Below are 25,751 nucleotides of genomic sequence, written 5' to 3'. Positions count from 1 at the left end.
CGACCGGCTATTGGATCTTGGTGGACAAACGGCCGACTGTGGACAGCTCCCTCACCCACACGAGGGTTCCTGGCCCGCTATCGGTCGCCCGACCGGCCGCCCGCCGTCAACCGCCCGTCATCAACCGCCCGGCAGTTCCAGATCGCTCTTGTTCAGCTCCTCGATATTCACGTCCTTGAACGTAAGGACACGCACCTGCTTCACGAAACGAGCAGGTCGGTACATGTCCCACACCCAGGCATCCGCCATGGACACCTCAAAGAACACCTCGCCCTGGACCGAGTGCACCTGCATCTCGTAGTCGTTGGTGAGGTAAAAGCGCCGTTCGGTCTCGATCACATATTTGAACAGACCGACGACATCGCGGTACTCCCGATAGAGCTTCAGCTCCATCTCGGTCTCGTACTTCTCGAGGTCCTCGGCGCTCATGGCATGTTCCCCTTCAGCCGTGCGTCCCCCTATTGTGCGCCAGCCCCGCGAGCCTCTAGACGATTTCGGTGTCGAGGATCTCGGGCCTGGCCGGAGGACCCTCGTCGAGCAGCCTGCGCAGCAGCCCGGCGAGTCTGGTCGGATACACCGTCTCATGTGCCTCGGTCAGTTCCCGGCACGTCCACCAGCGTGCTCCGGCGACACTGCGCCGTTCCAGCTCCGTCAGCCCGGCGGCGACGGTTCCCTTCTGGCTCGTACGGGCCAGGAAGTACCACTCGTCCTGGTCCCAGCGCCGCCCCGCGAAGGGGAACGAACAGCTCCGCCGCCACAGCACCGGGCCCAGCTCGACCTCGGTGATGCCGGTCTCCTCCACGAGTTCCCGCAGCGCGGCCTGCTCCCGCGTCTCGTCGCCCTCGAGGCCTCCGCCGGGTGTGAACCACCAGTCGTCCGCCGGATCGTCCGGCTCGTGACCGTGCAGCAGCAGAATGCGGTCCTGCTCGTCGAGCAGCACGATCCTGGCCACCTTCCGGGGCCCGCCGGCGGAGTCCTCGAGCGGACCCCCGTACGACGCCTCAGGCGGCACCGGCGAGCTCCGTACGCGTCCGGCCGCGCCGCCTCAGTCGCGTGGCGATCGGCCCGTACGCCGCTCCGCCCAGCACCAGCACCGCGCCGACCACGATGGCGGTCAGGACCAGCCGCAGCGGCCCGGGCGACGAGATCCCGCCCAGCGTCTCGAAGCCCGTGGGGCGCGCCAGCATGCCGTCCATGGGCCAGGCGATGGCGTCCACCCGGCCCTTCACCGCGCTGCGCGCGACGGTGCCGTTGAAGGCCTCGGTGAGGTGGGCCGTGGAGTCCAGTGAGCCGCTGCGCTCGTCGCCGAGCAGGAAGAGCCGGCCCTTGGGCACCTCGACGGTCGGGATCTGGGTCGACTCCGCCGCCTGGCCCTTGGCGAGATACGGCTCGTCGATCTGCTTGCCGTTGACGGTCAGCTTGCCGTTCGTGCAGCACGCGACCGTGTCACCACCGACCGCGACGACCCGCTTGACGAGGAGCATGTCGCCCCAGCTCTTCTGCTTGAAGACGATGACATCGCCACGCTTGACGTCACCGCCGTCGATCCGCTGGGCCAGAATGCGATCGCCCGCCTTGATGGTCGGCACCATCGACTCGGTCGGCACGGTGTACGGCTGGTATTCGATCGCACCCCAGGCGAAGCCGCCGAGGAAGAGCACACAGCCGAGGGCCACGGCCAACCCCGACAGCACACTGCCGAGCCGCCCGCGGCCCTCGTCCGTACGACCTGACGTCCTGCTCATCCCAGTGCTCCCCAACTCGGAGAATCGATCCCACGGCCCCACCTGCGGGCCGCGGAAGATCGGCGATCTGGGACGGCACCCTACCCGGCGGTACCCCGACCAGAAACCCTCGGGTTTCCGGCGGTAAGGCGACGCCTGCGCCACAGCACCAGCGGCACCGCGCCGGCCAGCCCGAGCGCACCCGGAGCGGCCGCGCTGAGGTTCTGGTCGAAGGTGTCGGGAATCGGCAGCGTGTCCCAGCGGGTGGGCGGCCAGGCGATCACGATGGCGCGGCCGACGACATTGCCCACCGGCACGAAGCCCTGGTGGTCGTCCTGCTGGTGATAGCGCGAGTCCAGCGAGTTCTGCCGGTGGTCACCCATGACCCAGATTTTGCCCTTGGGTACCGTCACCTTGAACTGGCCGCCCTGGTCGTCGACGCTGCACGGGGTGTTCCCGGCGTAGACGTACGAGTCCTCGTTCAGTGCCTTGCCGTTGACCGTCACCGGGCCGGTGCCCTTGCACTCGATCGTGTCACCGGCGACGCCGATGACCCGCTTGATGAGGTCCTTCTCGTTGGCGGACGGCATCAGGCCGATCTTGCTGAGGAACGTCTGCACGGCGTTCGGGTTGGGCGTGGGCTCGCCCGCCAGCCAGTTGTCGGGGTCGTGGAAGACGACGACCTCGCCGCGCGAGGGCTCCGAACCGAACCACGGGGTGAGCTTGTCGACCAGGACCCGGTCGCCCTGCTGGAGGGTGTTCTGCATCGAGTCCGAGGGAATCGAGAACGCCTGGACCAGGAAGGTCTTGATCAGCAGCGCGAGAACGAGCGCGATACCGATGAGGAGCGGGAGTTCCTTCCAGAAGGAACGTGGCTTCTTGGGCTTCGGCTCCTGCTCGCCCTGCTCCTTCGTACTGCCGCCGCCGTCCCCCGAGTCACTCCCGGAGCCCGTGACGTCGGTCGTGGCCGGGGTGGCCGATCCGTCGGGTCGCTCCGGCTGCTCCTCGGGGCCATCGTGTCCGGATCGTGCGCCGACCGCCAAATCCCCCACATCCACTCCTCACTCCGTGCCGCCGCCTGCGCCGGATCCGGCGCAGGCCCACCACTCCCATAACGAGCGGGAGTTCCGCAGGGCTCGGGAGCGGGATCAATCGATTGAGATCCGCGGACGCCACCCTATGCGACGGGCCGAGGGCGGTTGCCGACCCGCTCGGTACGGACGCGAACGTGTCCGGTTCCTTCAGACGGGTCCAGTGCCCGAAGGGCCAGGCGATGACCATGGCTCTGCCGACGACCGAACTCTCGGAGACGGTACCGCCGTATTTCTCGGTGCGGTGGTAGCGGGAGTCGGCCGAGTTGGCTCGGTGGTCGCCCATCACCCAGAGACGGCCCTTGGGCACCGTCTCCTCGAAGGGGAAGTCCGACGGCTTGTTCCCTGCCTGGATGTACGGCTCGTTGAGCGGCATGCCGTTGACGGTCACGCGCCCTTGGGTGTCGCAGCACTTCACGGTGTCGCCGCCGACCGCGACGACCCGCTTGATGAGGTCCTTGTCGTTGTCGGAGGGCAGCAGACCGATGGCCGTCAGGCCCTCTTTGACCTGCTTGACGACGACGGGGTCGTTCTTCTTGGTGGTCTTCTCCCCTGCCAGCCAGTTGCCGGGGTCCTTGAAGACGACGACGTCGCCACGCTGGGGCTTGGAGCCGAACCATGGCGTGAACTTGTCGACGAGCACACGGTCGCCGATCTGGATCGTGTTCTCCATGGAACCCGACGGGATCACGAAGGCCTGGACGAGGAAGGTCTTGAGGACCAGGGCTATGAGCACCGCGACGCCCACGAGGAGGGGTATCTCCTTGATGGCGGAGCGCCGTCGGCGCCGCTTGACCTTGCGCTGGAGCTTGCGGCGTTCGGCACGGCCGGGTCGTACGGCGCCGCCGGCGGCGCGCCGGGTGCCGGTGGGCAGCAGGTTGTCGGCGGCGTGGTCGGAGACCCCACGTGGCCTGCCGCGGTTACCCATGGACGCCGTCCGCGGTGGGCACACGCGCGTAGGCGGCGGCACGCTGCAGCCGGGTCCAGTGGCCCGCGGGCCAGGCGATCCAGTCGGCCCTGCCGATCACATCACCGACGGGGACCATGCCGCCGCCAGGAGACCCCAGGTGGTCGCGGGAGTCGCTCGAGTCGCTGCGGTGGTCTCCGAGGAGGAACAGGCTGCCGGTGGGCACCACGACGTCGAAGGAGACGTCGGACGGGCTGTCCCCCGGGTACAGAAACGTCGACTCGTCGACCGACCGGCCGTTCACCTCGAGCCTCCCCTCCTTGTCGCAGCAGACCACGTGGTCTCCCCCCACACCGACGACGCGTTTGACGTAGTCGGCGTTCCCGAAATACCCGGTGCCGTCGAACACGACGACATCGCCGCGCCGCGGCTCAGCACCAAAACGGTACGCCAACTTGTTTACGAGAACGCGGTCTCCGATCCTCAATCCGCGCTCCATCGAGCTGCTGGGAATCTCGAACGGCTGCATCACGAAGTTGCTGAACAGCACCAGGAACAGCAGGCAGACCAGCACGGTCAGAGTGATCCGCCCACCTGGGAGCCAGTCGGCGGCCCGGTCCACCAACGCGAAACGCGACCGTCCCTCCGGCCCCTCGTCGTCCGAGATGTCCTCGGAGTCGGTGGGGCGGGAGGAGCGGTCGCGCTCCGTGTGCTGTGCTTCGGTGTCCATCGGAGCCAGATGTTATCCGGCGTCCATGTGAACCCCTTCGCGAGCTCAGTTGTCGCGCTTCTCCTTGATCTTCGCGGCCTTGCCGCGCAGGTCACGCAGGTAGTACAGCTTCGCGCGACGCACGTCACCACGGGTGACGAGCTCGATCTTCTCGACGATCGGGGTGTGCACCGGGAAGGTACGCTCGACGCCGACCGAGAAGGAGACCTTGCGGACCGTGAAGGTCTCGCGGACACCGGCGCCCTGGCGGCGGATGACTACGCCCTTGAACTGCTGCACACGGGAGCGGTTGCCCTCGATGACGCGGACGTGGACGTTGACGGTGTCACCCGGGCGGAAGGCCGGGATGTCGCTGCGCAGCGACGCGCTGTCGACGGAGTCGAGCAGGTGAGACATTTCGTCTGCTTTCTTCGCTGATGCCACAGGTCATCAACGGGAGCTAGTTTTCCAAGAGGGTGCCGCCGCGTCGGGACGGGCGTCGTGTCCCCCTGTGGCAGGGGCGCCCGGTCTACGCAGACAACAGCGGCCTATTCTTCCACGGCCTCTGGTCTGCGCCAAAATCGACCGTCGGGTTCCGGCTGCCAGCCCAGGATCGAGAGCATTTCGCGGTCCTTCTTGTCGAAGACGGAAGGGTCGCAGCGCTCGATGAGGTCGGGCCGGTTCGCCGCCGTACGGCGCAGGGCCTCGTCGCGGCGCCAGCGGGCGATCTTCCCGTGGTGACCGCTGACCAGCACGTCGGGGATCTCGCGGCCGCGCCACTCCGGGGGCTTGGTGTAGACGGGCCCCTCCAGGAGGTTGGCCATGGCGCCGGGGGCGAACGAGTCGTCACGGTGGGACTCGGCGTTGCCGAGAACACCCGGCAGCAGCCGCGCCACGGCCTCCGTGACGACGAGTACGGCCGCCTCTCCGCCGGCGAGTACGTAGTCGCCGATGGACACCTCGTAGACGGGCATCCGGGTCGCGTATTCGTCGATGACCCTGCGGTCGATGCCCTCGTAGCGGGCGGGCGTGAAGACCAGCCAGGGGCGCTCGGAGAGCTCGACGGCGAGTTCCTGGGTGAAGGGGCGTCCGCTCGGCGTGGGCACGACCAGGACGGGCCCGTGGGAGCCGGTCTCGTAGCCGTCGGCCAGGACGGAGTCCAGGGCGTCGCCCCAGGGCCCGGTCTTCATGACCATGCCGGGGCCGCCGCCGTACGGGGTGTCGTCGACCGTGTTGTGGCGGTCGTACGTCCAGTCCCGAAGGTCGTGCACGTGCACCTTCAGCTGCCCGCGCGCGCGTGCCTTGCCGACGAGCGAGACGTTGAGGGGTTCCAGGTACTCGGGGAAGATCGTGACGACGTCGAGCCGCATCAGGCGTCGGCTCCCGAGGAGTCCTCGTCGTCCTTGGCGGAGGCGTTTTCCGTGTCCCTGGAGGAGACGATTTCCGCCTGGTCGTCGATCAGGCCCGGCGGCGGGTCGATGACGGCCCGCTGCTCCTCCAGGTCGATCTCGGTGACGATCTCCTCGACGAAGGGGATCAAGACCTCGGTCCCGTCGGGCCGCTCGACGATGAACAGGTCCTGCGAGGGCAGATGGGAGATCTCCGTGATCCGTCCGACCTCCGTCCCGTCCTTGGTGACCACGTCCAGGTCCATCAGCTGGTGGTCGTAGTACTCGTCCGGGTCCTCGGGCTGCTGGTCCGGGTCCACCTCGGCGATCAGGAGGGTGTTGCGCAGCGCCTCGGCGGCGTTCCGGTCGCGTACGCCTGCGAAGCGCAGCAGCAGACGGCCGCTGTGCACGCGGCCGGTCTCGATGGTCAGCGGTCCGGCGGAGGCCGGATCGGTGAGCAGGACGGCGCCGGGCCCGAGCCTGAGTTCCGGCTCGTCCGTACGGACCTCCACCGTGACCTCGCCCTTGATGCCGTGGGCGCGGCCGACGCGAGCGACTACCAGCTGCACTGTGCTTGATCTCCTGTCGATGTACCTACGGCATGGGGTTCGGGGACGACTACGGGCCGGGGACGGCTCGAAAGCCCTCCCCGGCCCGAGCCGGTGCTGCCTGTTACGTCAGCGGACGTGGTCCACGTCGACGAGATCGACGCGGACACCTCGGCCGCCGATGGCACCCACGACGGTCCGCAGAGCGCGGGCGGTACGGCCGTTGCGGCCGATCACCTTACCGAGGTCGTCGGGGTGCACCCGGACCTCGAGAACGCGCCCACGGCGCAGGTCGCGCGAGGCGACCTGCACATCGTCGGGGTTGTCGACAATGCCCTTCACGAGGTGCTCGAGAGCCTCCTCGAGCATGCTCAGGCCTCGGTCGACTCAGACGAAGAAGACGCGGCCGGGGCCTCGTCCTTCTTCTCAGCCTTCTTCTTCTGGGTGATGGCCTCACCCTTGCCCGCGTCGTCGCCGCCCAGGGCGTCGAACGACGGGCGCGTCGCCTTCGGCTCGGCCACGAGCAGCGGAGCAGGGGCGGGCTCGCCCTTGAACTTCTGCCAGTCGCCGGTCAGCTTCAGGATGGCGAGCACGGGCTCGGTCGGCTGCGCGCCGACACCCAGCCAGTACTGCGCGCGGTCCGAGTCGACCTCGATGCGCGAGGGGTTCTGCACCGGGTGGTACAGACCGATCTCCTCGATGGCCCGACCATCACGGCGGGTACGGGAGTCGGCGACGACGATGCGGTAGTGAGGCGAACGGATCTTGCCCAGACGCTTCAGCTTGATCTTGACTGCCACGGAAGTGGTGTCTCCTGGTCTTGACGTGGTTGGGCACGGCGAGATGGCCGCGTGGGGTTGCGGTACCCGAGTGCCCGATGGACGCGTCAGCCGGAGGAGAGAGGGGTCCTGTGCGGCTGTCGAGTACAGCTAGCCATTGTGCCACACCCTGGCGGGTCGCCTTCACGGGGCAGCGTGCGGTGACCCCCGGCGCCGGATGCCCGGCACCGGGGGTCACCGCCGAGGTCGGCAGCGCACCCGGCTCGGACCGGGTGCCGCCGCGCGGGGCTGACTCCGACTGAGTACGGCTGCCACGAGCAGCCGTCCGCTCAGCTCGCCGCGGCGCCCACGACCTCGGGAATGCGGAACGGCTTCCCGCATCCTCCGCACACGATCGGCGCCTGCGCCAGCACGGATGGGACCACCCGTACGTTGCGGCCGCAGTCGCACACCGCCTTGACGCGGACGCCTCCCCCGGAGGAGCCGTGCCGGGCAGCTGGGCCCCGGAACGAGCGGGCCGTGTCCGCGGCGGTCGCGGCGGTGTGTGCCTTGAGGGCGCGTTGCAGCCGCTCGATCGTCGGGCGGTAGCGCCGCTTCGCCTCGGGGTTGAGCGTGACCAGGGAGAAGCCACTGCTGGGGTGCGGCTCCTCCGGGTGGTCGAGGCCCAGCTCTTCGGCGATGGCGAGGAATCTGCGGTTGTGGTACCGGCCGGCGCGCGAAGTGTCGCGGACTCCGCGGGCGGCGGCGATGCCATGGACTGCCTCATGCAGCAGTCGTTCGAAGGAGAGTTCGTGCCCGCAGGCGGACGACGACTCTCCGATCAGGGACTCTGGCGCGGCAAGATCGGGCAGTTCGGGGTGGTGCCGCTGAATGTCGGCCCACGCCCCTGCCAGCTCTGCGGCGAGAACAGGTGGTGTCGTGCTCACGTAATGACAACGAGCCGGGGGGCCTCTGTGTTCCTATTCCGGGGCATCCCAAATAATTTGCACGTACCCGTCAGTTGCCGCTGATGCGTCCGGACGAGGGCGGGTGCGCTGATCTGCGGAGAAGCCTCACAGCTCGCACCAAGCCGGTACGTAGTAACGCGTACGCCCCGGCGCGTAGAGGGTGTCCGCGCGCCGGGGCCCCTGTGGTCATCAGATGCGCAAGAGGCGTTTCGGCCTCCCTGCGGGCCTACTCAGTAAGCGCGCGCGACGACCGCGACGTTACCGGGTGCGTCGTCGGTGTCGGGCACCGACCCGTCCTCGGCGACCAGACACCGTACGGTCACGGAGTGCTCGGCGAGTTCGGCCTCGCCCTCTTCTCCGAGGTCGGCCCACGGAATGCGCGCCCAGCCGCCGGCGGTGGCCGTCTCGACGGCCTCCCGGATCGTCGACACCTCCGCGGTGCGGGACTCCCTGCGCTCACGCGACTGCTTCAGAAGCAGCGCCTGGTCCTCTTCGAGGACGGTGGGGAGCAGTTCCACCAGAGCGTCGATGGCGACCGGTTCCTTGCCGCCGGGGATACGGCGGGCCAGCATCGCGGTGCCGTTCTCCAGGTCACGGGGACCGACCTCGACACGGACGGGGACGCCCTTGAGTTCCCAGTCGACGGCGCGCCGCCCGAACGGGACGTCGGTGCGGTCGTCCACGTGGACGCGTACACCCGCCGCCTTCAACCGGTCACCGATTTCGCGGACCTTGGCCAGAACCGCCTCGTCGCCCTTGATCGCGAGGACGACGGCCTGGATCTGGGCGAGCCGCGGCGGGACGCGCAGTCCGTTGTCGTCGCCGTGCATCATCACCAGGGCGCCGATCATGCGGGTCGTCGAGCCCCAGGAGGTCTGCCAGACCAGCTCCTGCTTGCCTTCCTTCGACAGGTACCGGGTGTTGAAGACCTTGGCGAAGTTCTGGCCCAGCTCGTGGCTGGTGGCCATCTGAAGGGCCTTGCCGTCGCCCATCATGCCTTCGAGCGTGAGGGTGTTGATGGCGCCCGCGAAACGCTCCTTGACCGTCTTGCGGCCGGGGACGACATCCATGCCGAGGACGTTCAGCATGAAGTCCTCGTACACCTGGCGGTGGATGTGCGCGGCGAAGTCGCGGGCGTCCTCGTACGTGGCGTGCGCGGTGTGGCCCTCCTGCCAGAGGAACTCGGACGTACGCAGGAAGAGGCGGGGCCGCAGCTCCCAACGGACCACGTTCGCCCACTGGTTGATCAGCAGCGGCAGGTCGCGGTAGCTCTGCACCCACTTCGAGAAGTAGTCGTTGATGATCATCTCGGAGGTGGGTCGGACGACCGCGGGCTCCTCGAGCTCCTTGCCGCCGCCGTGCGTGACCACCGCGAGCTCCGGTGCGAAGCCCTCGACGTGGTCGGCCTCCTTGGTGAAGTACGACTGCGGGATCAGCAACGGGAAGTACGCGTTCTGGGTACCCGTCTCCTTGATGCGGGCGTCCATCTCCGCCTGCATCCGCTCCCACAGCCCGTACCCGTACGGTCGGATGACCATGGAGCCGCGCACCGGTCCGTTGTCGGCCAGTTCGGCCTTGGCGATCAGATCCTGGTACCAGCGCGGGAAGTCGTCCGCCTGGGGCGTGAGAACGGGTGCCTTTGCCATGGCGCGATGGTACGGGCACACGTTGCCGGCATGTGAATTCTTGTGCCGCGCGCGGACAGCGCGCAAGCAGCGCGCCACAACCCCTGGACGGCGCGACGAGTGCGGAGTTACCTGACATACGGGGAAGAGCGAGCGCACTGCACGGGGGCAAGGAAAACGGGGCGCAGCGGCAACTCTCGGCGGATTGGGGCGCTTTCGATGACACCTACGCTCGTGCGGCATCACCTACCTCACGCGGCTGCGCCGCCCCGGGTGGATCCGTGTGCACGCGCGCGTGACTGGGCCGAGATCCAGGAGCGGATGCTGGTGCCGCTCTACGAAGCCGTGTACGAGCGGCTCGAAGTGGGCGCCGGGACGCGGGTCCTCGGCCTGCGCTGCGGTACGGGGCTGGCCCTTCTGATGGCGGCCTCCCGGGGAGCGGCGGTGACCGGCGTCGACTCCTCTTCGCCCGAACGGGTGGCGCTCGCGCGGGAACGGTTACTGCCGGACGGGTGGGGCACACGCGCGCGTGGCGACGCCCGGATCGTGGAGGGGTCCCCCTCGGACCTCGCCGACCCGACGGCGGCCGCGTACACCCTGGTGACCGCGTTCGAGCCGATCGGGTGCGCGCCGGGGGACGCCGAGGAACTCGGGGAGTTGCTGTCGGCGGCGACTCCGCTCGCCGAGCGGGGGGCGGCCGTGGTGCTGGTCGGATGGGGGCCGCCGGAGCGGTGTGCCACGTCCGCGGTGCTGCCGGGCGAGGGGTGCGGGCAGGCTCCTCGCCGGGACGACCTGGAGGAGGTGGCCCAGCGGGCCGGGCTCCGGCCGGACGGGTCCGGGCGGGTGGCGTGTCCGTTCGGGTACGCGGACGTGGAGAGCGCGGTGCGGGGGTTGTTGTCGACCGGGCTGTTCGACGCGGCGGTCGGTGCGACGGATGTGGTGCAGGTCGGCAAGGAGCTGACGGAGGCACTGCATCCGTATCAGCGCGGGGACGGCACGGTGTGGATGCCGAACGTCTTCAGGTACTTGATCGCGCGCACGGGCTGAGGTCGTCGGATGCACGCCCCCGCCGCCCCTGCCCGTCCCATCCCTCGGGGCTCCGCCCCCGGACCCCGCCAAAAGATTGCGCAGTTCCCCGGGCCCCTAAGAAGGGGTGCCGGGGAACTGCGCGAGCAACCCCCGCCCACCCGCGGCCGAACAGTTTCGGGACGGAGTCTCACACCTCCTCCTTCTTCACGCGTGTCACGCCCGCGATCCGGTACGCCTGTGCCTCCTCCAGCGTCTCGTTCGCGAGGAGGGCCTCCGCGAGGGCGTTCAGTTGGTCCCGGTGGTCGCGGAGCTTCTGGCACGCCTCCTCGTAGCACTCGTCGACGATGCGCCGCATCTCGTGGTCGATGGAGTCGAGCGTGGCCGGCGCGGCGGCGAGGCCGTAGGCCTGCTGGGCGTCGCTCGGGAGGGCGGAGAGGCGGCCGACCCGTTCGCTCATGCCCCAGCGGGCGACCATGCCGCGAACGACGTTGGTGACCTGTTCGAGGTCGTTCTCGGAGCCGGTCGTGACGACTCCGTAGACGACGTGTTCGGCGGCCATGCCCCCCAGGGCACCGATGATCCGGCCGCGCAGGTACTCCTCGGTGTACGAGTACCGGTCGGTGTCCGGTGTCGAGAGCGTGACGCCCAGCGCGCGCCCGCGCGGGACGATGGTGATCTTGCGAACCGGGTCGGCACCCGGCTGCAGCATGCCGAGAAGGGCGTGGCCGCTCTCGTGGTACGCGGTCCGGCGGCGCTCCTCGTAGGGCATCACCAGGGAACGCTCCGCACCGAGCTGCACCTTCTCCAGCGCCTCGGAGAGGTCCGGCGGCGCCACCTCGGCCTGCTTGCGCTTGACGGCGAGCAGCGCCGCCTCGTTGGCGAGGTTGGCCAGATCCGCACCCGTCATGCCCGGCGTCGTGCGGGCCACCTGGGCCAGGTCCACTTCCGGGGACAGCGGGATCTCGCGGGTGTGGATCCGCAGGATCGCCTCACGGCCACGGCGGTCGGGGGGCGCGACGTTGACGATCCGGTCGAAGCGGCCGGGGCGGGTCAGCGCCGGGTCCAGGATGTCCGCACGGTTCGTCGCCGCGATGACGATGACGCCCTCGAAGCCCGAGAAGCCGTCCATCTCGGTGAGGATCTGGTTCAGGGTCTGCTCGCGCTCGTCGTGCCCGCCCATCGCCGAGCCGCCGGCCCGGGACCGCCCGATGGTGTCGATCTCGTCGATGAAGATGATCGAAGGGGCCACTTTTCGGGCCTCGGCGAAGAGTTCCCGGACCCGGGACGCGCCCACGCCCACGATCATCTCGATGAACTCCGATGCCGAGGCCGAGAAGAACGGAACGCCCGCCTCCCCCGCCACGGCGCGCGCGAGAAGGGTCTTTCCCGTGCCGGGCGCACCCGCGAGGAGCACACCGCGCGGCATCTTCGCACCCATCTTGCGGTACTCGTCCGGATTCTTGAGGAAGTCGACGATGTCGTTCAGTTCGCCCTCGACCTCGTCGATTCCGGCCACGTCGGCGAAGGTCGTGCGCTGGGCGCCGGGCTGCAGTTCGACCGGTTTCGGGGGTGCCTTGCGGCCGAGCATGCCGCCCGGGCCTCCGAGGCCCGTCCGCAGCCGCCGGGCGAAGAACATCCACAGCACTACCAGGAGCACGATCGGGGCCAGGGAGATCAGCAGGTTGGAGAGGAAGCTGCGCTGCTGGACCACTGGTGAGGCGGTCACCGTGACCTGGTGTTTCTCCAGGTTCTGCCAGAGTTTGTCGTCCGCGAAGGACGGGCGCTGGGTCTTGAACTTGGTGTACTTCGCGCCGCCGTCCGGATTGGCCTGGGCTGTCTTGAGCTGGCCCTGGATCGCGTCGCCCTTGGAGTAGATCTTGGTGACGTTGTCGTTGTCGACCTGCTTGCTGAACTCCGTGTACGAGATCGTCGGCTCGGTGCCCTCGTTGAAGAAGGACAGCACCAGGAGGGCGATCACGAACACGACCAGGACGGCGACGACGAGGCCGATCCAGCCCCCGGGCATCTTCCTTCTCCCGGAGGGCGGACCGGTCGAGTCCGCTGGCGTTCCCTCGGTACGCCACGGCTGGTCAGGGTCCTTGCGCGGCGGCACAGGGTTACTCATATGAGGACGTTACGACACGAAATACTCGCCAGCATGCGCAAAAAACTGCCGCTGGGGGCACCCCTCCGACGAGGGGTGCCCCCAGTGACGTACGAGAACGACCCCCGTACCGAGGAAGCCGTACGGAAGCCCCGGTACGGAAACGAATCGTCAGCCCATGAACTTCTTGAACTCGTCCGGCAGCTCGAAGTCCTGAGCCTGCTGGCCGGCCGGCAGGCCGAAGGCGCCGCCCGGCTGGGCACCGGCCTCACGGCGGGCCGCGGCCTCTTCCTCCTGCTGCTTGCGCTTCATCGGGTTGCCGGAGCGCTGCTTGCCCTTGGCCACCTTCTGCTTCTTCTTGGCCCGGCCGGGGCCGCCGCCCATGCCCGGGATTCCGGGCATTCCGGGCATGCCGCCGCCCTGGGCCATGCGGGACATCATCTTGCGGGCCTCGAAGAAGCGCTCGACCAGGTTCTTGACCGCGCTGACCTCGACACCCGAGCCCTTGGCGATACGGGCGCGGCGCGAGCCGTTGATGATCGTCGGCTCCTGGCGCTCGCCCGGCGTCATCGACTTGATGATGGCGGCCGTGCGGTCGACGTCGCGCTCGTCGAGGTTGTTGATCTGGTCCTTGATCTGGCCCATGCCCGGGAGCATGCCGAGCAGCTTGCTGATGCTGCCCATCTTCCTGACCTGCTCCATCTGGGCCAGGAAGTCGTCCAGGGTGAAGTCCTGGCCCTTCTTGGACGCCAGCTTGGAGGCCATCTTCTCGGCCTCTTCTTGGCTGAACGTCTTCTCCGCCTGCTCGATCAGGGTGAGCAGGTCACCCATGTCGAGGATGCGGGAGGCCATCCGGTCCGGGTGGAAGGCGTCGAAGTCGTCGAGCTTCTCGCCGTTCGACGCGAACATGATCGGCTTGCCGGTGACCGAGGCGATGGAGAGCGCGGCACCACCGCGGGCGTCACCGTCGAGCTTCGACAGGACGACGCCGTCGAAGCCGACGCCGTCGCGGAAGGCCTCGGCGGTGTTGACCGCGTCCTGACCGATCATCGCGTCGACGACGAAGAGGATCTCGTCCGGGGAGACGACGTCGCGGATGTCCGCGGCCTGCTTCATCATCTCCTGGTCGATGCCGAGGCGGCCAGCGGTGTCCACGATCACGATGTCGTGGACCTTGGTCTTCGCGAACTCCATGGAGTCCTTGGCGACCTTGACCGGGTCACCGACGCCGTTGCCCGGCTCGGGGGCGTAGACGGCCACACCGGCGCGCTCGGCGACGACGCTCAGCTGGTTCACGGCGTTCGGGCGCTGGAGGTCGGCGGCGACCAGCAGCGGGGAGTGGCCCTGGTCCTTGAGCCACTTGCCGAGCTTTCCGGCGAGCGTGGTCTTACCGGCACCCTGAAGACCCGCGAGCATGATCACGGTGGGCGGGTTCTTGGCGAACCGCAGGCGGCGGGTCTCGCCACCGAGGATCGTGACGAGCTCGTCGTTCACGATCTTCAGGACCTGCTGGGCCGGGTTCAGCGCCTTGGAGACCTCGGAGCCGAGGGCGCGCTCCTTGACGTTCTTGATGAAGGTCCGCACGACCGGCAGGGCCACATCGGCTTCGAGGAGCGCGATACGGATCTCGCGGGCCGTGGCGTCGATGTCCGCCTCGGAGAGCCGGCCTTTCCCGCGGAGGTTTTTGAAAGTCGCGCTCAGGCGGTCTGAGAGGGTATCGAACACGGTGGCGTCGGTCCTCGGAGTCGGGGGCGGTTGGGTTGCCCTCCAGGGTATCTGCCCGAAAAGGGTTGGTGTCCCCTGCCCGGTGCGAATACCCGACAGGGACCACGGTCGATGGACGGAGAAAGGACCGCGAGGTCACTCCCGCAGCATCTGCCACGAGGTCATCCCCGCAGCATCTCCTCCAGCCCACGCGCCACCGAAACCGCCTCCTCCGCCGGCAGGGGCGCGCCCTTGGGGCCGGTCACGTAGAAGGCGTCCACGGCGTTGGCGCCGAGGGTGGAGACATGCATGCTACGCACCCATACGCTCGCGTCCTCCAGGGCCCGCCCGATGCGGTGCAGCAGGCCGGGAGCGTCGTGGGCGCGGACCTCGATGACCGTCGCGTGGCGGGAGGCGGCGGAGGCGACCGTCACCCGGGGCGGCGGCGCGATCGTGCCCCGGCGGCGCGGATAGGCGGCGTCGCGCTCGGCGAGTCGGGCCGCGATGTCCAGGGAGCCGTCCAGGGAGCGCACCAGGTCGGCGCGCAGTCGGGCGGCCTGCGGCAGGGAGCCGTACTCCGCGGCGACCCGCCAGTTGAGCAGCAGCACCGAGCCCTCGACGCCGTCGGGCAGGTCCAGGGCGCGCAGCTCGGCCGTGCGCACGGTCAGGCGGTGCATCGCGAGGACACCGGCGACCGCGGGGAGCACTCCGGGCTGGTCGGGCACGGCGATGAGCAGTTCCACGCCCAGGGGCTCGGGATCGCCGGTGGGCTCCTCCTCGGTGGGCGGTTCGGTCTGCGCGCGCAGTGCCAGTACGGGGCCTCCGGTGCGGAACGCCTCGATGGCGAGCCGCTCCTGCTCGGCCGTGGGCGCGGCGGCCTCGGGCTCCTCGGGGGCGTCTCCGGCGAGCACGGCGGCGACCCGTTTGACCAGGTCGGCGACGAGGGATCCGCGCCAGGAGGACCAGGCCGCGGGCCCGGTGGCCAGCGCGTCCGCCTCGGTGAGGGCGTGCAGCAGTTCGAGGGTGCTCTGCGATCCGACGGCCTCGGCGACCGAGCGGACGGTCGCCGGGTCCTCCAGGTCGCGTCGGGTCGCGGTGTCGATGAGCAGCAGGTGATGGCGTACGAGGGTGGCGAGCACCGCCACGTCGGCGCGGTCGAAGCCGATGCGGGCGGCCACGTCCCGGGCGATGATCTCGCCGGCCACGGAGTGGTCGCCGGGCCAGCCCTTGCCGATGTCGTGCAGCAGGGCGGAGACGAGGAGGAGGTCGGGGCGGCCCACACGGCGGGCCAGCTCGGAGGCGCGGACGGCCGTCTCGATGAGGTGGCGGTCGACGGTCCAGATGTGCACGGCGTTGCGCTGCGGGCGGCAGCGCACCCGCTCCCAGTCGGGCAGGAGCCGGGTGATCAGGCCCTCGGCCTCCAGTGCCTCCCAGACCTCGATGGTCGGGCGGCCCGAGCCGAGCAGCGTGACGAGCTGTTCCCGGGCCTCGGCCGGCCAGGGCGTGGGCAGTGGGCGCGCGACGGCGGCCATGCGCCGTACGGCGTGCAGGGAGAGCGGAAGCCCGGCCTGTGCGGCGGCGGCCGCGGCACGCAGCGGGAGTACGGGGTCGCGCTCGGGGCGTGCGGCGCGGGCGAGTACCACCTCGCCGTCCATCTCGACCACACCCTCGGCGAGCGGTGAGCGCTCCACGGCGGGCTTGGCACCGCCGCCGAGCATGGCGCGCAGCCGTGGCCGCACAGCGCGCGACTTGAGCACGCGCCCCACCTCGCGCCAGGTGACGTCACTGGCGTACGACACGACGCGCGCGGCCTCGTACACCTGGCGCAGCAGGGTGTCGGCGTCCAGGAGTCCGAGTTCGGCGGCGACCTGGTCCTGCTCCTGGAGCGCGAGGCGGTCGGTGGCACGGCCGGTGGTGAGGTGGAGGGCGTCGCGGACGTCCAGGAGCCTGCGACGGGCGTCCGCGAGGCCCTCACGGGGCGCGTCAGCGAGCCAGGAGGCGGCGACGGCACGCAGGGCGGTGGCGTCGCGCAGGCCGCCGCGAGCCTCCTTCAGGTCCGGTTCCAGGAGGTACTGCAGCTCGCCCTGACGCTCGGCGCGCTCGGCGCACAGCTCCTGGAGTTCGGGGAGGCGTTTCGGCGCCTGGTTGCGCCAGTCGGCGAGGACGGCCGTACGCAATCCGGCGGTGAGGCCGAGGTCGCCCGCGATGTGGCGGGCGTCCAGCAGGCCGAGCTGCACCTTGAGGTCCCCGCCCGCGGTCTTGCGTGCCTCGCCGGGCGTACGCACCGAGTGGTCGAGGGCCAGGCCCAGGTCCCAGATGGGGTACCAGATGCGGTCGGCGAGCGCGGCGACCGTGCCGGAGTCGGCGCCGTCGTGCAGGAGCAGCAGGTCGAGATCGCTGCGTGGCGAGAGTTCTCCGCGGCCGTAGCCGCCGACGGCGACGAGCGAGACGCCGCGCAGTCCGTCGGCACCCGCGCCGAACAGGCCCGTCAGCCATTCGTCCGTGAGGTCGGCGAGGGCGGCACGGCGCGGCGGCCCGGACTGCGCCCCCTCCTGGAGGAGGCGCAGCCGGGCCGCCGCATAGCCGCTGGGTCCCGAGTCCTCTGCTTCCGTACGCATCTCCGTACTCGTCACCCAGTGGCTCCTGTTCTGATCTTCTGTTTAGAGCGCGTCCGGGCCGCGCTCGCCGGTCCGGACCCGGACGGCCGTCTCGACCGGGATGGACCACACCTTGCCGTCACCGATCTTGCCGGTGCGGGCCGCCTTCACGACGACATCGATCAGCTGTTCGGCGTCGTCGTCCTCGGCCAGCACCTCGATGCGGATCTTGGGGACCAGGTCGACGGTGTACTCGGCACCACGGTAGACCTCGGTGTGTCCCCGCTGCCGACCGTAGCCGCTGGCCTCCGTGACCGTGAGACCGTGCACCCCGAAGGCCTGCAGGGCCTCCTTGATCTCGTCGAGCCGGTGGGGCTTCACGACGGCGGTGATGAGCTTCATGCGTCCACCTTCTTGCTCTCCGTACCCGCGAGGGCGGAAACCGAGCCGCCGACGATGCCGCCGCCCGCTCCACTGAAGTCGTATGCGGTCTCGGCGTGCTCGGCCTGGTCGATGCCTGCGATCTCCTCGTCCTCGGTGACCCGCATGCCCATCGTCTTGTCGATGATGAAGGCGAGGATCGCGGAGACGACCAGGGAGTAGCCGAGGACGGCGAAGACACCGGCGCACTGCTTCCAGAACTGGGTGAGACCGCCGCCGTAGAAGAGGCCCTCGACGGTGGACTGGCCCTTGCCGCTGGCGAAGAAGCCGATCAGCAGGGAGCCGATGACACCGCCGACGAGGTGCACGCCGACCACGTCGAGGGAGTCGTCGTACCCGAACTTGTACTTGAGGCCGACGGCCATGGCGCACACGACACCGGCGATGGCGCCGACGGCGATCGCGCCGAGCGGGGAGACCGCGCCACCGGACGGGGTGATGGCGACCAGACCGGCGACCGCGCCGGAGGCGGCGCCCAGCGTGGTGAACGCGCCGTGGCGGATCTTCTCGTAGATGAGCCAGGCCAGCATGGCGGCCGCGGTGGCGATCTGCGTGTTGACGAACATCAGCGCGCCGACACCGTCGTCGTTGCCGAGCCACGAACCGGCGTTGAATCCGAACCAGCCGAACCACAGCAGACCGGAGCCGAGCATCACCAGCGGAAGGCTGTGCGGACGCATCGGGTCCTTCTTGAAGCCGACACGCTTGCCGATGACCAGGATCACGCCCAGGGCCGCGGCACCCGCGTTGATGTGGACCGCCGTACCACCGGCGAAGTCGATCACGCCGAGGTCGAACGCCCAGCCGCCGGTGCCCCAGACCCAGTGCGCGACCGGGAAGTAGACGACCGTGGCCCACAGCGCGATGAACAGCGACCACGCCGTGAACTTCACCCGGTCCGCCAGCGCACCGCTTATCAGCGCGGGCGTGATGATGGCGAACATCAGCTGGAAGACCATGAAGACGAAGATCGGGATGGTGTAGCCCGGCCACAGCTCCGTGAGGCCGATGTTGCTGAGGCCGACCCAGTTCGAGGTCCAACCGATGAACGAACCCTTGTCCGTGCCGAAGGCGAGCGAGAAGCCGTACAGCACCCACAGGATCGTGATGATCCCCATGCTGATGAAGCTCATCATCAGCATGTTCAGGGTGCTCTTGACACGGACCATGCCTCCGTAGAAGAAGGCGAGGCCGGGGGTCATGATCAGCACCAGGGCGGAAGCGATGAGCATGAACCCGGTATTGGCGGCCGAGAGCTTGGGAGCTTCTGCGGCTAGCGTGATGGCTGGTGCCATCGGCGTCTCCTCGTCGTTGGTACGGCCCCGTGCGGGCGAAGCCTGAGCGGTCATGAGGGGTGGGCCGGTTATGCGCCATGAGATTGACGCAGCGCGGTTTCCGTCGACGCCCCTCGATGTTTCGCCGCAGTGACGAAGGCACCTCGTGTGTTACGCCTCCATGAACTGGCTGATACCGGGCGGAGCGATCGTTATCGTGGCGCAACCTTCCCAGAAGGCAAACGAACCGGCCACGGCTGGTCGTCCGATGACCTGGCATGGGGGAGCCGAGTCGGGCGGTTCGGGACGACCGGCCGTGGCCGGGGTACTGGGATCGGACCGCTTCCGCGGCCTGGGCTCAGACCGCTTCCGCGGTCTCGGGAAGGTCGGCGGCGAGCTGCTCGGTGAGGTCCACGACCTCGGCGAGGTCACCGAAGTCGCGGACGGCCGTGTCGACCGTCTTTCGGATACGAGTGTTGACGCGCTCGGAGCGCACCTTCTTGGCGATCGCCATCGCGTCCTTGGCCAATACCGCACTCTGCTCGGGCTCGCGCCGCAGCAGGTGCACGGTGGCCATGCCGATGAGATTGAGTGCGTACGAACGCTGGTGCTCGCCGTCCTTGGCGAAGAGGTCGACGGCCTGCTGCATCAGGGGCTCGGCGAGCGAGGCGTACGTGGGGCTGCGGCCCGCGACGTAGGCCAGGTCGCGGTAGGAGTGCGAGTTCTCGCCGTGCAGCTCGGCCAGCGAGAAGAAGCGGATCCAGTCGGGGTCCGGATCGTCCCACTCGTGAACGTCCTCGAAGCTGTCCTCGGCCATCCGGACGGCCCGCTTGCACTTTCCGGGCTGGCCCATGTTCGCGTAGGCGCGGGCCTCCATCGCATACAGCATGGCCTGGGTGCGCGGGCTCGCGCAGTCACGGCTTCCGTACTGCGCCAGATGGATGAGTTCGAGCGCGTCGTCGGGCCGGCCGAGGTGGATCATCTGGCGGCTCATGCTGGAGAGGATGTACGAGCCCAGCGGCTTGTCGCCCGCCTCCTTGGCGGCGTGCAGGGCGAGCACGAAGTATTTCTGCGCGGTGGGCTGCAGCCCCACGTCGTAGCTCATCCAGCCCGCCAGCTCGGCCAGCTCGGCGGCGACCTTGAACAGGCGTTTGCTGGTCGCCCCGGGCTGCGGCTCCTGGAGCAGGTCGGTCACCTCGTGCAGCTGGCCGACGACCGCCTTGCGGCGCAGACCGCCGCCGCACTGGGCGTCCCACTGGCGGAACATCACCGTGGTGGACTCCAGGAGGTCCAGCTCGGGCTGGGAGAGCCGGCCGGGGCGGCGCGCGGCGGCCGGGGACTCGGGCTCCTCCTGGGGCGCGGCGGGCGAGGGCACCAGCCAGCGCTGCATGGGCTCGATGAGGGCGGGGCCCGCGGCGAGGGCCAGCGAGCTGCCGAGGAAGCCACGCCGCGCCAGCATCAGGTCACTGCGCGAGTACTCGCTGATCAGCGCCACGGTCTGCGGGCCGGTCCAGGGCAGGTCGACACCCGACACGGACGGTGACTGGTGGGCGGCGCGCAGACCCAGGTCCTCGACGGCGACCACACAGCCGAACCGCTCGGAGAACAGCTCGGACAGGATGCGCGGAATCGGCTCGCGCGGATTCTCGCCGTCCAGCCAGCGGCGCACCCGTGAGGTGTCCGTGGAGATGTGATGGGCCCCCAACTGGCGGGCCCTTCGGTTCACTTGCCGCGCCAGCTCGCCCTTCGACCAGCCACTGCGCACGAACCACGAGCCCAACAGCTCATTCGGGCGCTTGTCAGCGTTCGTACCGCTTCCGCCGTTGCCGCCCACTGGAACGCCCCCATCCCTGAGACCACTTGTACGCTGCGTGCGCCAAGCCCTATCAGAATGCCGGTAAATACGGCCGCGCGTCCGGCAGTTCTCACCCTTCGAACGGGAAGCCGACTTGCCTCCGGCATACCCACGACTGCATACGTCCCCAGGACTCGTGCACTCAAAGTAATCCTACGATCACGCGTCCAGCCATGGCGATCCCGGAAACGCCACCATTCGCCACCCCTTCGAATGAACTCCTGATCGCCTGTACGCGATTCACTTGACATAGGACAGCCAGAAGTGGCGGAACGGTGCATTCGGGGGCGCGCGCCGCCGGGTACACCACCCGAAACGCTTCCGGGCGCCGCCGGGACCACGTCGCCAACCACGTGACATCCGGGGACGGGAACACACTGAGTGATGTTCCGCGTTCATGGCGTAACCGTCGACGCGTTGGACCCGTTGGAGGGGGCATGGGCTTCACGATCGGCAGCAGTCGGGGAATGCGCGAAAGCCGGCCCGGCACCCGCCGCCGCGGCCGCTCGTCGGAGTGCACCGCGGTGGCCGAGTTCACCGGGCTGTGGGGCTGGGACGTGGTCCCCGGCGCCCGGGCCGCCGCGGGCGCGTGCTCCTGCGGCAAGGCCGGCTGCCCCACGCCGGGGGCGCATCCGCTGGACTTTGCGCCCGTGCTCGAAGCGGGCGCCACGCTCGACGAGGTCTCCGAGACCTGGGGCGAGTTCCCGGGGGCCGCGGTGATGCTGCCGGTCGGCCGCGCGTTCGACGTCATCGAGGTCGCCGAGGCCGCCGGGCGCCGCGCGCTCGTCCGCCTCGAGCGGATGGGGCTGCCCACCGGGCCGGTCACCGCGACCCCGGACGGCCGCGCCCACTTCCTCGTCGCCCCCGGCGCCGCGGCCGAGCTCCCCGAGCTGCTCTACCGGATGGGCTGGGACGACGCCTCCCTCGACCTGCACGGCCTCGGCCCCGGTACGTACGTCACCGCCCCGCCCTCCGACCGCGCCGGCCTCGGTCCGGTCCGCTGGCTGCGCTCCCCCGCCCTGGACTCGGCGACGAAGCCGCCGCAGGCACGGTTGCTGCTGGGGACGCTGGCATACGTGGCGCACCGGTCGCGCGCGTAACGACACCGACGTACACAGCAAAGCGCCCGCCCCCCGAACTGCACCTCGGGGGCGGACGCTTCCTGAACCACCTACCAACTTCGGGAGGTGGGGGTCACTCTCCGATAAGGGCGTCAACGAACGCCTCCGGCTCGAACGGCGCCAGATCGTCCGCGCCCTCGCCCAGACCCACCAGCTTGACCGGCACCCCCAGCTCCCGCTGGACCGCGATCACGATGCCGCCCTTCGCGGTGCCGTCGAGCTTGGTCAGCACGATGCCGGTGATGTCGACGACCTCGGCGAAGACGCGGGCCTGCACCAGACCGTTCTGGCCGGTCGTGGCGTCGAGGACCAGCAGCACCTCGTCGAGCGGGGCGTGCTTCTCGACGACACGCTTGACCTTGCCGAGCTCGTCCATGAGCCCGGTCTTGGTGTGAAGTCGTCCGGCCGTGTCGATGAGGACGACGTCGGCACCCTCCTCGATGCCCTCCTTGACCGCGTCGAAGGCGATCGAGGCGGGGTCGCCGCCCTCGGGGCCCCGCACGGTACGGGCACCTACGCGCTCGCCCCAGGTCTGCAGCTGGTCGGCGGCGGCGGCACGGAAGGTGTCGGCGGCGCCGAGCACCACGTTCTTGCCGTCGGCGACGAGGACGCGGGCGAGCTTGCCGGTGGTGGTGGTCTTGCCGGTGCCGTTGACACCGACGACCATCACGATGCCCGGGGTGTCCAGGTTCGAGTCGGTCTTGACCGTACGGTCGAACTCGGGGACGAGAAGCTGCAGCAGCTCCTCGCGCAGCAGGGTGCGCAGCTCGTCGGGCGTCCGCGTACCGAGCACCTTCACGCGCTCGCGCAGCCGCTCGACCAGCTCCTGGGTGGGCTGCACGCCGACGTCGGCGGTCAGCAGCGTGTCCTCGATCTCCTCCCAGGTGTCCTCGTCGAGGTGCTCGCGCGAGAGGAGCGTGAGCAGCCCCTTGCCGAGCGCGTTCTGCGAGCGCGAGAGGCGGGCGCGCAGCCGCACCAGGCGCCCCGCGGTCGGCTCCGGGATCTCGATCGCGGGAGCTTCGAAAACGGGTTCGGGTTCCTCGACGACGACCGGCGCGGCCGAGCCGCCCGGGAGATCCACCTCCTCTATCGTCCGGCGCTCTTCGTCGTGCGGGATCTCGGCCTCGTCGCCGATGTGCGGCTCGGCGGGAGGGGCGGTGATGTCGGGCGTGGTGGGGGGCGCCGGGGGCAGCGGCTTCTTGCGGCGACTGCCGATGACGAGCCCGCCGAGTGCGCCGATCACGACCACGGCGATGACTACAGCAAGGATGACGGTTTCCATAACGCTCCCCAGTATCAGTCATCCCCCTCCCGGGAGGGGTTCTCCGTGTCATCGGAGGGATTCCGTGGCTTCCTCCGAGAACACGCCTGGCGAAAGCGTAAAAAACCACACAAAGTATGCTTAATTGTCATGAGGACCACCGCCGACCGCTCCGATGGCGCCCTCGGCACATCCACGCACCATGTTCTGGAAACCCGGGGCATCGAGCCCGTCCCCGACGCCGAGCGACACGCGAAGACCCGCGCACTGCTTCCCACCTGGATCGCCGCCAACATCACCGTCCTGCTGCTGACCATGGGCGCGGCCCTGGCCGTCTCCTACGGACTCAATGTCTGGCAGGCGCTGGCCGTCGGCCTCGCGGCGCCGGTCGTCTCGTACGGCCTGGTGGGTCTGGTCGGCATCGCGGGCAAGCGGGGCGGGGCTCCCGGCCTGACGCTGTCCCGCGCGGTCTTCGGCCAGCGCGGAAACCTCCTGCCGGGTTCACTGATCTGGATCGCCCGCTGGGGCTGGGAGACGATCAACGCGGTGACGGGCTCCTACGCCCTGCTCACCGTCCTGAACGTGCTCTTCGGCATCAGGAGCAATACGTTCCTGATCGTCGCGACGCTGCTGGCCTTCGTGGTCGCGACGTTCGCGATCTCGGGCCTCGGCATCAGTGCCGTCCGGACGTGCAGCACATGGGCGACGTGGCTCTTCGGCGGCTTCTCCGTGCTCGTCCTCGGGCACCTGGTCGCGGACACGGACTGGGGCAGGGTCTTCGGACAGCCCGCCGGCCCGACAGCCCTGATGATCACAGGGGTCGGACTGATCGCGGCGGGCGGCATCAGCTGGGCGCCGTCGGCGCCGGACTTCACGCGTTATCTGCCGCGTACGGCCTCGTCGGCGGCGATCGTGCGCAATTCGGTGGCCGGCGCCTGCGTCGTCGTACTCCCCCTGATCCTGATGGGAGCGGTGATGGCGGTCTCGACGCCGGACCTGGCCACGGCCGCCGACCCGGTCTCCTTCCTCGGCACGATCCTGCCGCTGTGGATCGCGGTGCCCTACCTGCTCATCGCTCTGGTCGGCATGCTGCTGATCAACGCGATGTCGATGTACTCGGCGGGCTTCACCGCGCAGACCCTCGGCATCAAGGTGTCGCGGCACCGGGCGGTCGCGGTCAACGCCGTGATCTCACTGGTCCTCGGCGGCGTCCTGATGCTGGTGGCGACCTCCTTCATGGGCTCGTTCATCGCGTTCCTGTCGCTGCTCGCGGTCGCGTTCTCGGCCTGGGTCGGCGTCTTCGGCGCGGACATGCTGCGCCGCGAGGCGTACGACGCCGGGGCCCTGCTCGACACCACGCGCACCAGCGCCTACTGGTACCGGGGCGGCTTCAGCCCGGCCGCGGTCGCCGCGTGGGCGCTCGGGCTCGGCTCGGGCCTGCTGTTCAGCACGTCCGACTGGTTCACCGGTCCGCTGGCGTCGAACAACCCCGTCGGCGAGTACGGCCTCGGCTGGGTGGCGACCGTCGCGGTCTCCTTCCTGCTGTACGCGGTGCTGCCGAAGCCCGCGGTGGCGCCTGTGACGCAACCCGCGAAAGGGCCCGCGACTATGGCTGTCTGACGTATCGTCAGCTACCGTCCCCCTCCACACCGAAGGGGGGCTTCCATGCCCGTAACCGTCGTGCGCTTCAACCTCGTCGACCCCGCCGCCACCCCCGCGTCGCTGAGCGCCCGCTACAAGGCGGCCATCGAGATGGCCGCCTACGCCGACGACCGCGGCATCACCACCGTGCAGACCGAGGAACACCACGGAGTCGCCAACAACTGGCTGCCCTCGCCGTTCGCCTTCGCGGGCGCGGTCTTCGGAGCGACCCGGCACCTCGCGGTCACCGTCTCCGCGGTCATCGGCCCGCTGCACGATCCACTGCGCCTCGCCGAGGACATCGCCGTGCTCGACCTGCTCAGCGGCGGCCGCCTGGTCACCGTCGCGGGCATCGGCTACCGGCCCGAGGAGTACGCCCTCTTCGACGTCGACTGGAAGCGGCGCGGGGCACTCCAGGACGAGCTCCTGGAGACGGTGCTGAAGGCGTGGACCGGCGAGGCGTTCACCTACCGGGACCGTACGGTACGGGTCACACCGCGCCCGTTCTCCGAGCCGCACCCGCTGCTGCTGGTCGGCGGCTCGTCCAGGGCCGCGGCCCGGCGCGCCGCCCGGCTCGGGCTCCCCTTCTTCCCCAGCGCGCACCTCCCCGAGCTGGAGGCGTACTACAAGGAGCGGCTCGTCGAGTACGGCACCGAGGGCTGGACCATGATGCCCGCCGCCGAGACCCCGCTGCTGCACATCGCCGAGGACCCGGACCGGGCGTGGGCCGAGTACGGCGGGCACTTCCTGCACGAGGCACGGACGTACGCCTCCTGGCAGTCCGGTGACATCCGCTCGGCGGTGAAGTCGGCTGCCACGACGGTCGAGGAACTGCGCGCGGAGGGCGTGTACCGGATCCTGACCCCCGACCAGTGCGTGGCGCAGGGTCTCGACAACCACGTGCTGCACCCGCTGTCCGGGGGGATGCCGATCGACGAGGGCTGGCGCAGCCTGCACCTGTTCTGCGAAGACGTACTGCCCCGGCTCGGGGATTGAGCCGGGGCAG

At 69.5% G+C, this 25,751-nt stretch carries 24 protein-coding genes; 4 read left to right on the top strand and 20 right to left on the bottom strand.

Features of this window, described 5'->3' with window-relative positions; all coding sequences use genetic code 11:
* Positions 1-120: 120 nt before the first annotated feature.
* From AAFF41_RS33480 to proS, 13 genes are all read right to left on the bottom strand, one after another.
* Positions 121-429, bottom strand: a complete 309-nt coding sequence (locus AAFF41_RS33480) for a DUF2469 domain-containing protein (RefSeq protein ID WP_003965949.1) — start codon at positions 427-429, stop codon at positions 121-123.
* Positions 430-484: 55 nt separating this feature from the next.
* Entirely contained in the window at positions 485-1,012 is a 528-nt protein-coding gene (locus tag AAFF41_RS33475) for an NUDIX hydrolase (protein ID WP_319747231.1), read from the bottom strand.
* Positions 1,002-1,745 (bottom strand): signal peptidase I, encoded by a 744-nt coding sequence (lepB, locus tag AAFF41_RS33470; protein ID WP_319747229.1) that lies wholly within the window; start codon positions 1,743-1,745, stop codon positions 1,002-1,004. Before lepB (AAFF41_RS33470) ends, AAFF41_RS33475 begins: the two co-directional genes overlap by 11 nt.
* Before the next feature lie 80 nt (positions 1,746-1,825).
* Entirely contained in the window at positions 1,826-2,776 is a 951-nt protein-coding gene (gene lepB, locus AAFF41_RS33465) for a signal peptidase I (protein ID WP_097286409.1), read from the bottom strand.
* A complete protein-coding gene (gene lepB, locus AAFF41_RS33460) occupies positions 2,661-3,743 on the bottom strand; it encodes a signal peptidase I (RefSeq protein WP_054235357.1) in 1,083 nt (360 codons plus the stop codon). The genes lepB (AAFF41_RS33465) and lepB (AAFF41_RS33460) overlap by 116 nt, the downstream gene beginning before the upstream one ends.
* Entirely contained in the window at positions 3,736-4,452 is a 717-nt protein-coding gene (gene lepB, locus AAFF41_RS33455) for a signal peptidase I (protein ID WP_343325106.1), read from the bottom strand. Before lepB (AAFF41_RS33455) ends, lepB (AAFF41_RS33460) begins: the two co-directional genes overlap by 8 nt.
* A 45-nt stretch (positions 4,453-4,497) precedes the next feature.
* Positions 4,498-4,848 carry a 50S ribosomal protein L19 gene (rplS, locus tag AAFF41_RS33450; protein WP_054235359.1) on the bottom strand — a complete coding sequence of 117 codons (351 nt, stop codon included), beginning with the start codon at positions 4,846-4,848 and terminating at the stop codon, positions 4,498-4,500.
* 131 nt (positions 4,849-4,979) lie between these two features.
* Positions 4,980-5,801, bottom strand: a complete 822-nt coding sequence (gene trmD, locus AAFF41_RS33445; protein WP_319747224.1) for a tRNA (guanosine(37)-N1)-methyltransferase TrmD — start codon at positions 5,799-5,801, stop codon at positions 4,980-4,982.
* On the bottom strand, positions 5,801-6,388 hold the full coding sequence (rimM, locus tag AAFF41_RS33440; RefSeq protein ID WP_319747222.1) for a ribosome maturation factor RimM: 588 nt from the start codon (positions 6,386-6,388) through the stop codon (positions 5,801-5,803). Before rimM ends, trmD begins: the two co-directional genes overlap by 1 nt.
* A 108-nt stretch (positions 6,389-6,496) precedes the next feature.
* Positions 6,497-6,736 (bottom strand): RNA-binding protein, encoded by a 240-nt coding sequence (locus AAFF41_RS33435; RefSeq protein ID WP_005479813.1) that lies wholly within the window; start codon positions 6,734-6,736, stop codon positions 6,497-6,499.
* Between the two features lie 2 nt (positions 6,737-6,738).
* Entirely contained in the window at positions 6,739-7,167 is a 429-nt protein-coding gene (rpsP, locus tag AAFF41_RS33430; protein ID WP_319747219.1) for a 30S ribosomal protein S16, read from the bottom strand.
* 308 nt (positions 7,168-7,475) lie between these two features.
* On the bottom strand, positions 7,476-8,072 hold the full coding sequence (locus AAFF41_RS33425) for a hypothetical protein (protein ID WP_054235363.1): 597 nt from the start codon (positions 8,070-8,072) through the stop codon (positions 7,476-7,478).
* Positions 8,073-8,323: 251 nt separating this feature from the next.
* The gene (gene proS, locus AAFF41_RS33420) at positions 8,324-9,739 is read right to left on the bottom strand and encodes a proline--tRNA ligase (protein ID WP_319747218.1); all 1,416 of its coding nucleotides are present in this window, start codon (positions 9,737-9,739) and stop codon (positions 8,324-8,326) included.
* Between the two features lie 198 nt (positions 9,740-9,937).
* Here proS and AAFF41_RS33415 point away from each other — a divergent pair, with 198 nt between their 5' ends.
* Entirely contained in the window at positions 9,938-10,765 is an 828-nt protein-coding gene (locus AAFF41_RS33415) for a class I SAM-dependent methyltransferase (protein ID WP_319747216.1), read from the top strand.
* A 169-nt stretch (positions 10,766-10,934) separates the two neighbouring features.
* Here the strand turns inward: AAFF41_RS33415 and ftsH are convergent, their stop codons facing one another.
* From ftsH to nsdA, 6 genes are all read right to left on the bottom strand, one after another.
* Positions 10,935-12,872, bottom strand: coding sequence for an ATP-dependent zinc metalloprotease FtsH (gene ftsH / locus AAFF41_RS33410; RefSeq protein WP_343325105.1), 1,938 nt, complete (start codon positions 12,870-12,872; stop codon positions 10,935-10,937).
* A gap of 150 nt (positions 12,873-13,022) precedes the next feature.
* A complete protein-coding gene (ffh, locus tag AAFF41_RS33405) occupies positions 13,023-14,576 on the bottom strand; it encodes a signal recognition particle protein (protein WP_054235367.1) in 1,554 nt (517 codons plus the stop codon).
* Positions 14,577-14,737: 161 nt separating this feature from the next.
* Positions 14,738-17,188 carry a [protein-PII] uridylyltransferase gene (locus tag AAFF41_RS33400; protein ID WP_319747209.1) on the bottom strand — a complete coding sequence of 817 codons (2,451 nt, stop codon included), beginning with the start codon at positions 17,186-17,188 and terminating at the stop codon, positions 14,738-14,740.
* 27 nt (positions 17,189-17,215) lie between these two features.
* Positions 17,216-17,554 carry a P-II family nitrogen regulator gene (locus tag AAFF41_RS33395; RefSeq protein WP_054235369.1) on the bottom strand — a complete coding sequence of 113 codons (339 nt, stop codon included), beginning with the start codon at positions 17,552-17,554 and terminating at the stop codon, positions 17,216-17,218.
* A complete protein-coding gene (locus tag AAFF41_RS33390; RefSeq protein WP_319747206.1) occupies positions 17,551-18,888 on the bottom strand; it encodes an ammonium transporter in 1,338 nt (445 codons plus the stop codon). Before AAFF41_RS33390 ends, AAFF41_RS33395 begins: the two co-directional genes overlap by 4 nt.
* A gap of 337 nt (positions 18,889-19,225) precedes the next feature.
* Complete coding sequence (gene nsdA, locus AAFF41_RS33385) at positions 19,226-20,701, bottom strand: transcriptional repressor NsdA (RefSeq protein WP_319747203.1); 1,476 nt, start codon at positions 20,699-20,701, stop codon at positions 19,226-19,228.
* A 458-nt stretch (positions 20,702-21,159) separates the two neighbouring features.
* Between nsdA and AAFF41_RS33380 the strand changes: the two genes are divergently transcribed.
* Positions 21,160-21,822, top strand: coding sequence for a bifunctional DNA primase/polymerase (locus AAFF41_RS33380; RefSeq protein ID WP_319747200.1), 663 nt, complete (start codon positions 21,160-21,162; stop codon positions 21,820-21,822).
* Between the two features lie 94 nt (positions 21,823-21,916).
* On the opposite strand, the gene ftsY is transcribed toward AAFF41_RS33380, so the two are convergent.
* Positions 21,917-23,125, bottom strand: a complete 1,209-nt coding sequence (gene ftsY / locus AAFF41_RS33375; RefSeq protein WP_343325104.1) for a signal recognition particle-docking protein FtsY — start codon at positions 23,123-23,125, stop codon at positions 21,917-21,919.
* A 129-nt stretch (positions 23,126-23,254) separates the two neighbouring features.
* On the opposite strand from ftsY, the gene AAFF41_RS33370 reads away from it, so the two are divergent.
* Together AAFF41_RS33370 and AAFF41_RS33365 are read left to right on the top strand one after the other, a co-directional pair.
* Positions 23,255-24,724, top strand: coding sequence for a cytosine permease (locus AAFF41_RS33370; protein WP_343325103.1), 1,470 nt, complete (start codon positions 23,255-23,257; stop codon positions 24,722-24,724).
* Positions 24,725-24,769: 45 nt separating this feature from the next.
* On the top strand, positions 24,770-25,741 hold the full coding sequence (locus AAFF41_RS33365; RefSeq protein WP_319747192.1) for an LLM class flavin-dependent oxidoreductase: 972 nt from the start codon (positions 24,770-24,772) through the stop codon (positions 25,739-25,741).
* The last annotated feature ends 10 nt before the right edge of the window (positions 25,742-25,751 follow it).

Source organism: Streptomyces mirabilis, from assembly GCF_039503195.1.
Taxonomy (GTDB): Bacteria; Actinomycetota; Actinomycetes; order Streptomycetales; family Streptomycetaceae; genus Streptomyces; species Streptomyces mirabilis_D.
Note: the sequence above shows the minus strand (reverse complement) of the source record. Positions and strands in the feature narration are given on the sequence as shown.

What these genes read in the sequence shown, in the direction of transcription:
- AAFF41_RS33370 (WP_343325103.1), top strand. Translation starts at nt 23,255, where the DNA reads ATGAGGACCACCGCCGACCGCTCCGATGGCGCCCTCGGCACATCCACG.
- lepB (WP_343325106.1), bottom strand. Translation starts at nt 4,452, where the DNA reads ATGGACACCGAAGCACAGCACACGGAGCGCGACCGCTCCTCCCGCCCC.
- ftsH (WP_343325105.1), bottom strand. Translation starts at nt 12,872, where the DNA reads ATGAGTAACCCTGTGCCGCCGCGCAAGGACCCTGACCAGCCGTGGCGT.
- lepB (WP_054235357.1), bottom strand. Translation starts at nt 3,743, where the DNA reads ATGGGTAACCGCGGCAGGCCACGTGGGGTCTCCGACCACGCCGCCGAC.
- AAFF41_RS33365 (WP_319747192.1), top strand. Translation starts at nt 24,770, where the DNA reads ATGCCCGTAACCGTCGTGCGCTTCAACCTCGTCGACCCCGCCGCCACC.
- AAFF41_RS33380 (WP_319747200.1), top strand. Translation starts at nt 21,160, where the DNA reads ATGGGCTTCACGATCGGCAGCAGTCGGGGAATGCGCGAAAGCCGGCCC.
- AAFF41_RS33395 (WP_054235369.1), bottom strand. Translation starts at nt 17,554, where the DNA reads ATGAAGCTCATCACCGCCGTCGTGAAGCCCCACCGGCTCGACGAGATC.
- proS (WP_319747218.1), bottom strand. Translation starts at nt 9,739, where the DNA reads ATGGCAAAGGCACCCGTTCTCACGCCCCAGGCGGACGACTTCCCGCGC.
- rplS (WP_054235359.1), bottom strand. Translation starts at nt 4,848, where the DNA reads ATGTCTCACCTGCTCGACTCCGTCGACAGCGCGTCGCTGCGCAGCGAC.
- trmD (WP_319747224.1), bottom strand. Translation starts at nt 5,801, where the DNA reads ATGCGGCTCGACGTCGTCACGATCTTCCCCGAGTACCTGGAACCCCTC.
- AAFF41_RS33435 (WP_005479813.1), bottom strand. Translation starts at nt 6,736, where the DNA reads ATGCTCGAGGAGGCTCTCGAGCACCTCGTGAAGGGCATTGTCGACAAC.
- AAFF41_RS33390 (WP_319747206.1), bottom strand. Translation starts at nt 18,888, where the DNA reads ATGGCACCAGCCATCACGCTAGCCGCAGAAGCTCCCAAGCTCTCGGCC.
- ftsY (WP_343325104.1), bottom strand. Translation starts at nt 23,125, where the DNA reads ATGGAAACCGTCATCCTTGCTGTAGTCATCGCCGTGGTCGTGATCGGC.
- AAFF41_RS33480 (WP_003965949.1), bottom strand. Translation starts at nt 429, where the DNA reads ATGAGCGCCGAGGACCTCGAGAAGTACGAGACCGAGATGGAGCTGAAG.
- AAFF41_RS33415 (WP_319747216.1), top strand. Translation starts at nt 9,938, where the DNA reads ATGACACCTACGCTCGTGCGGCATCACCTACCTCACGCGGCTGCGCCG.
- lepB (WP_319747229.1), bottom strand. Translation starts at nt 1,745, where the DNA reads ATGAGCAGGACGTCAGGTCGTACGGACGAGGGCCGCGGGCGGCTCGGC.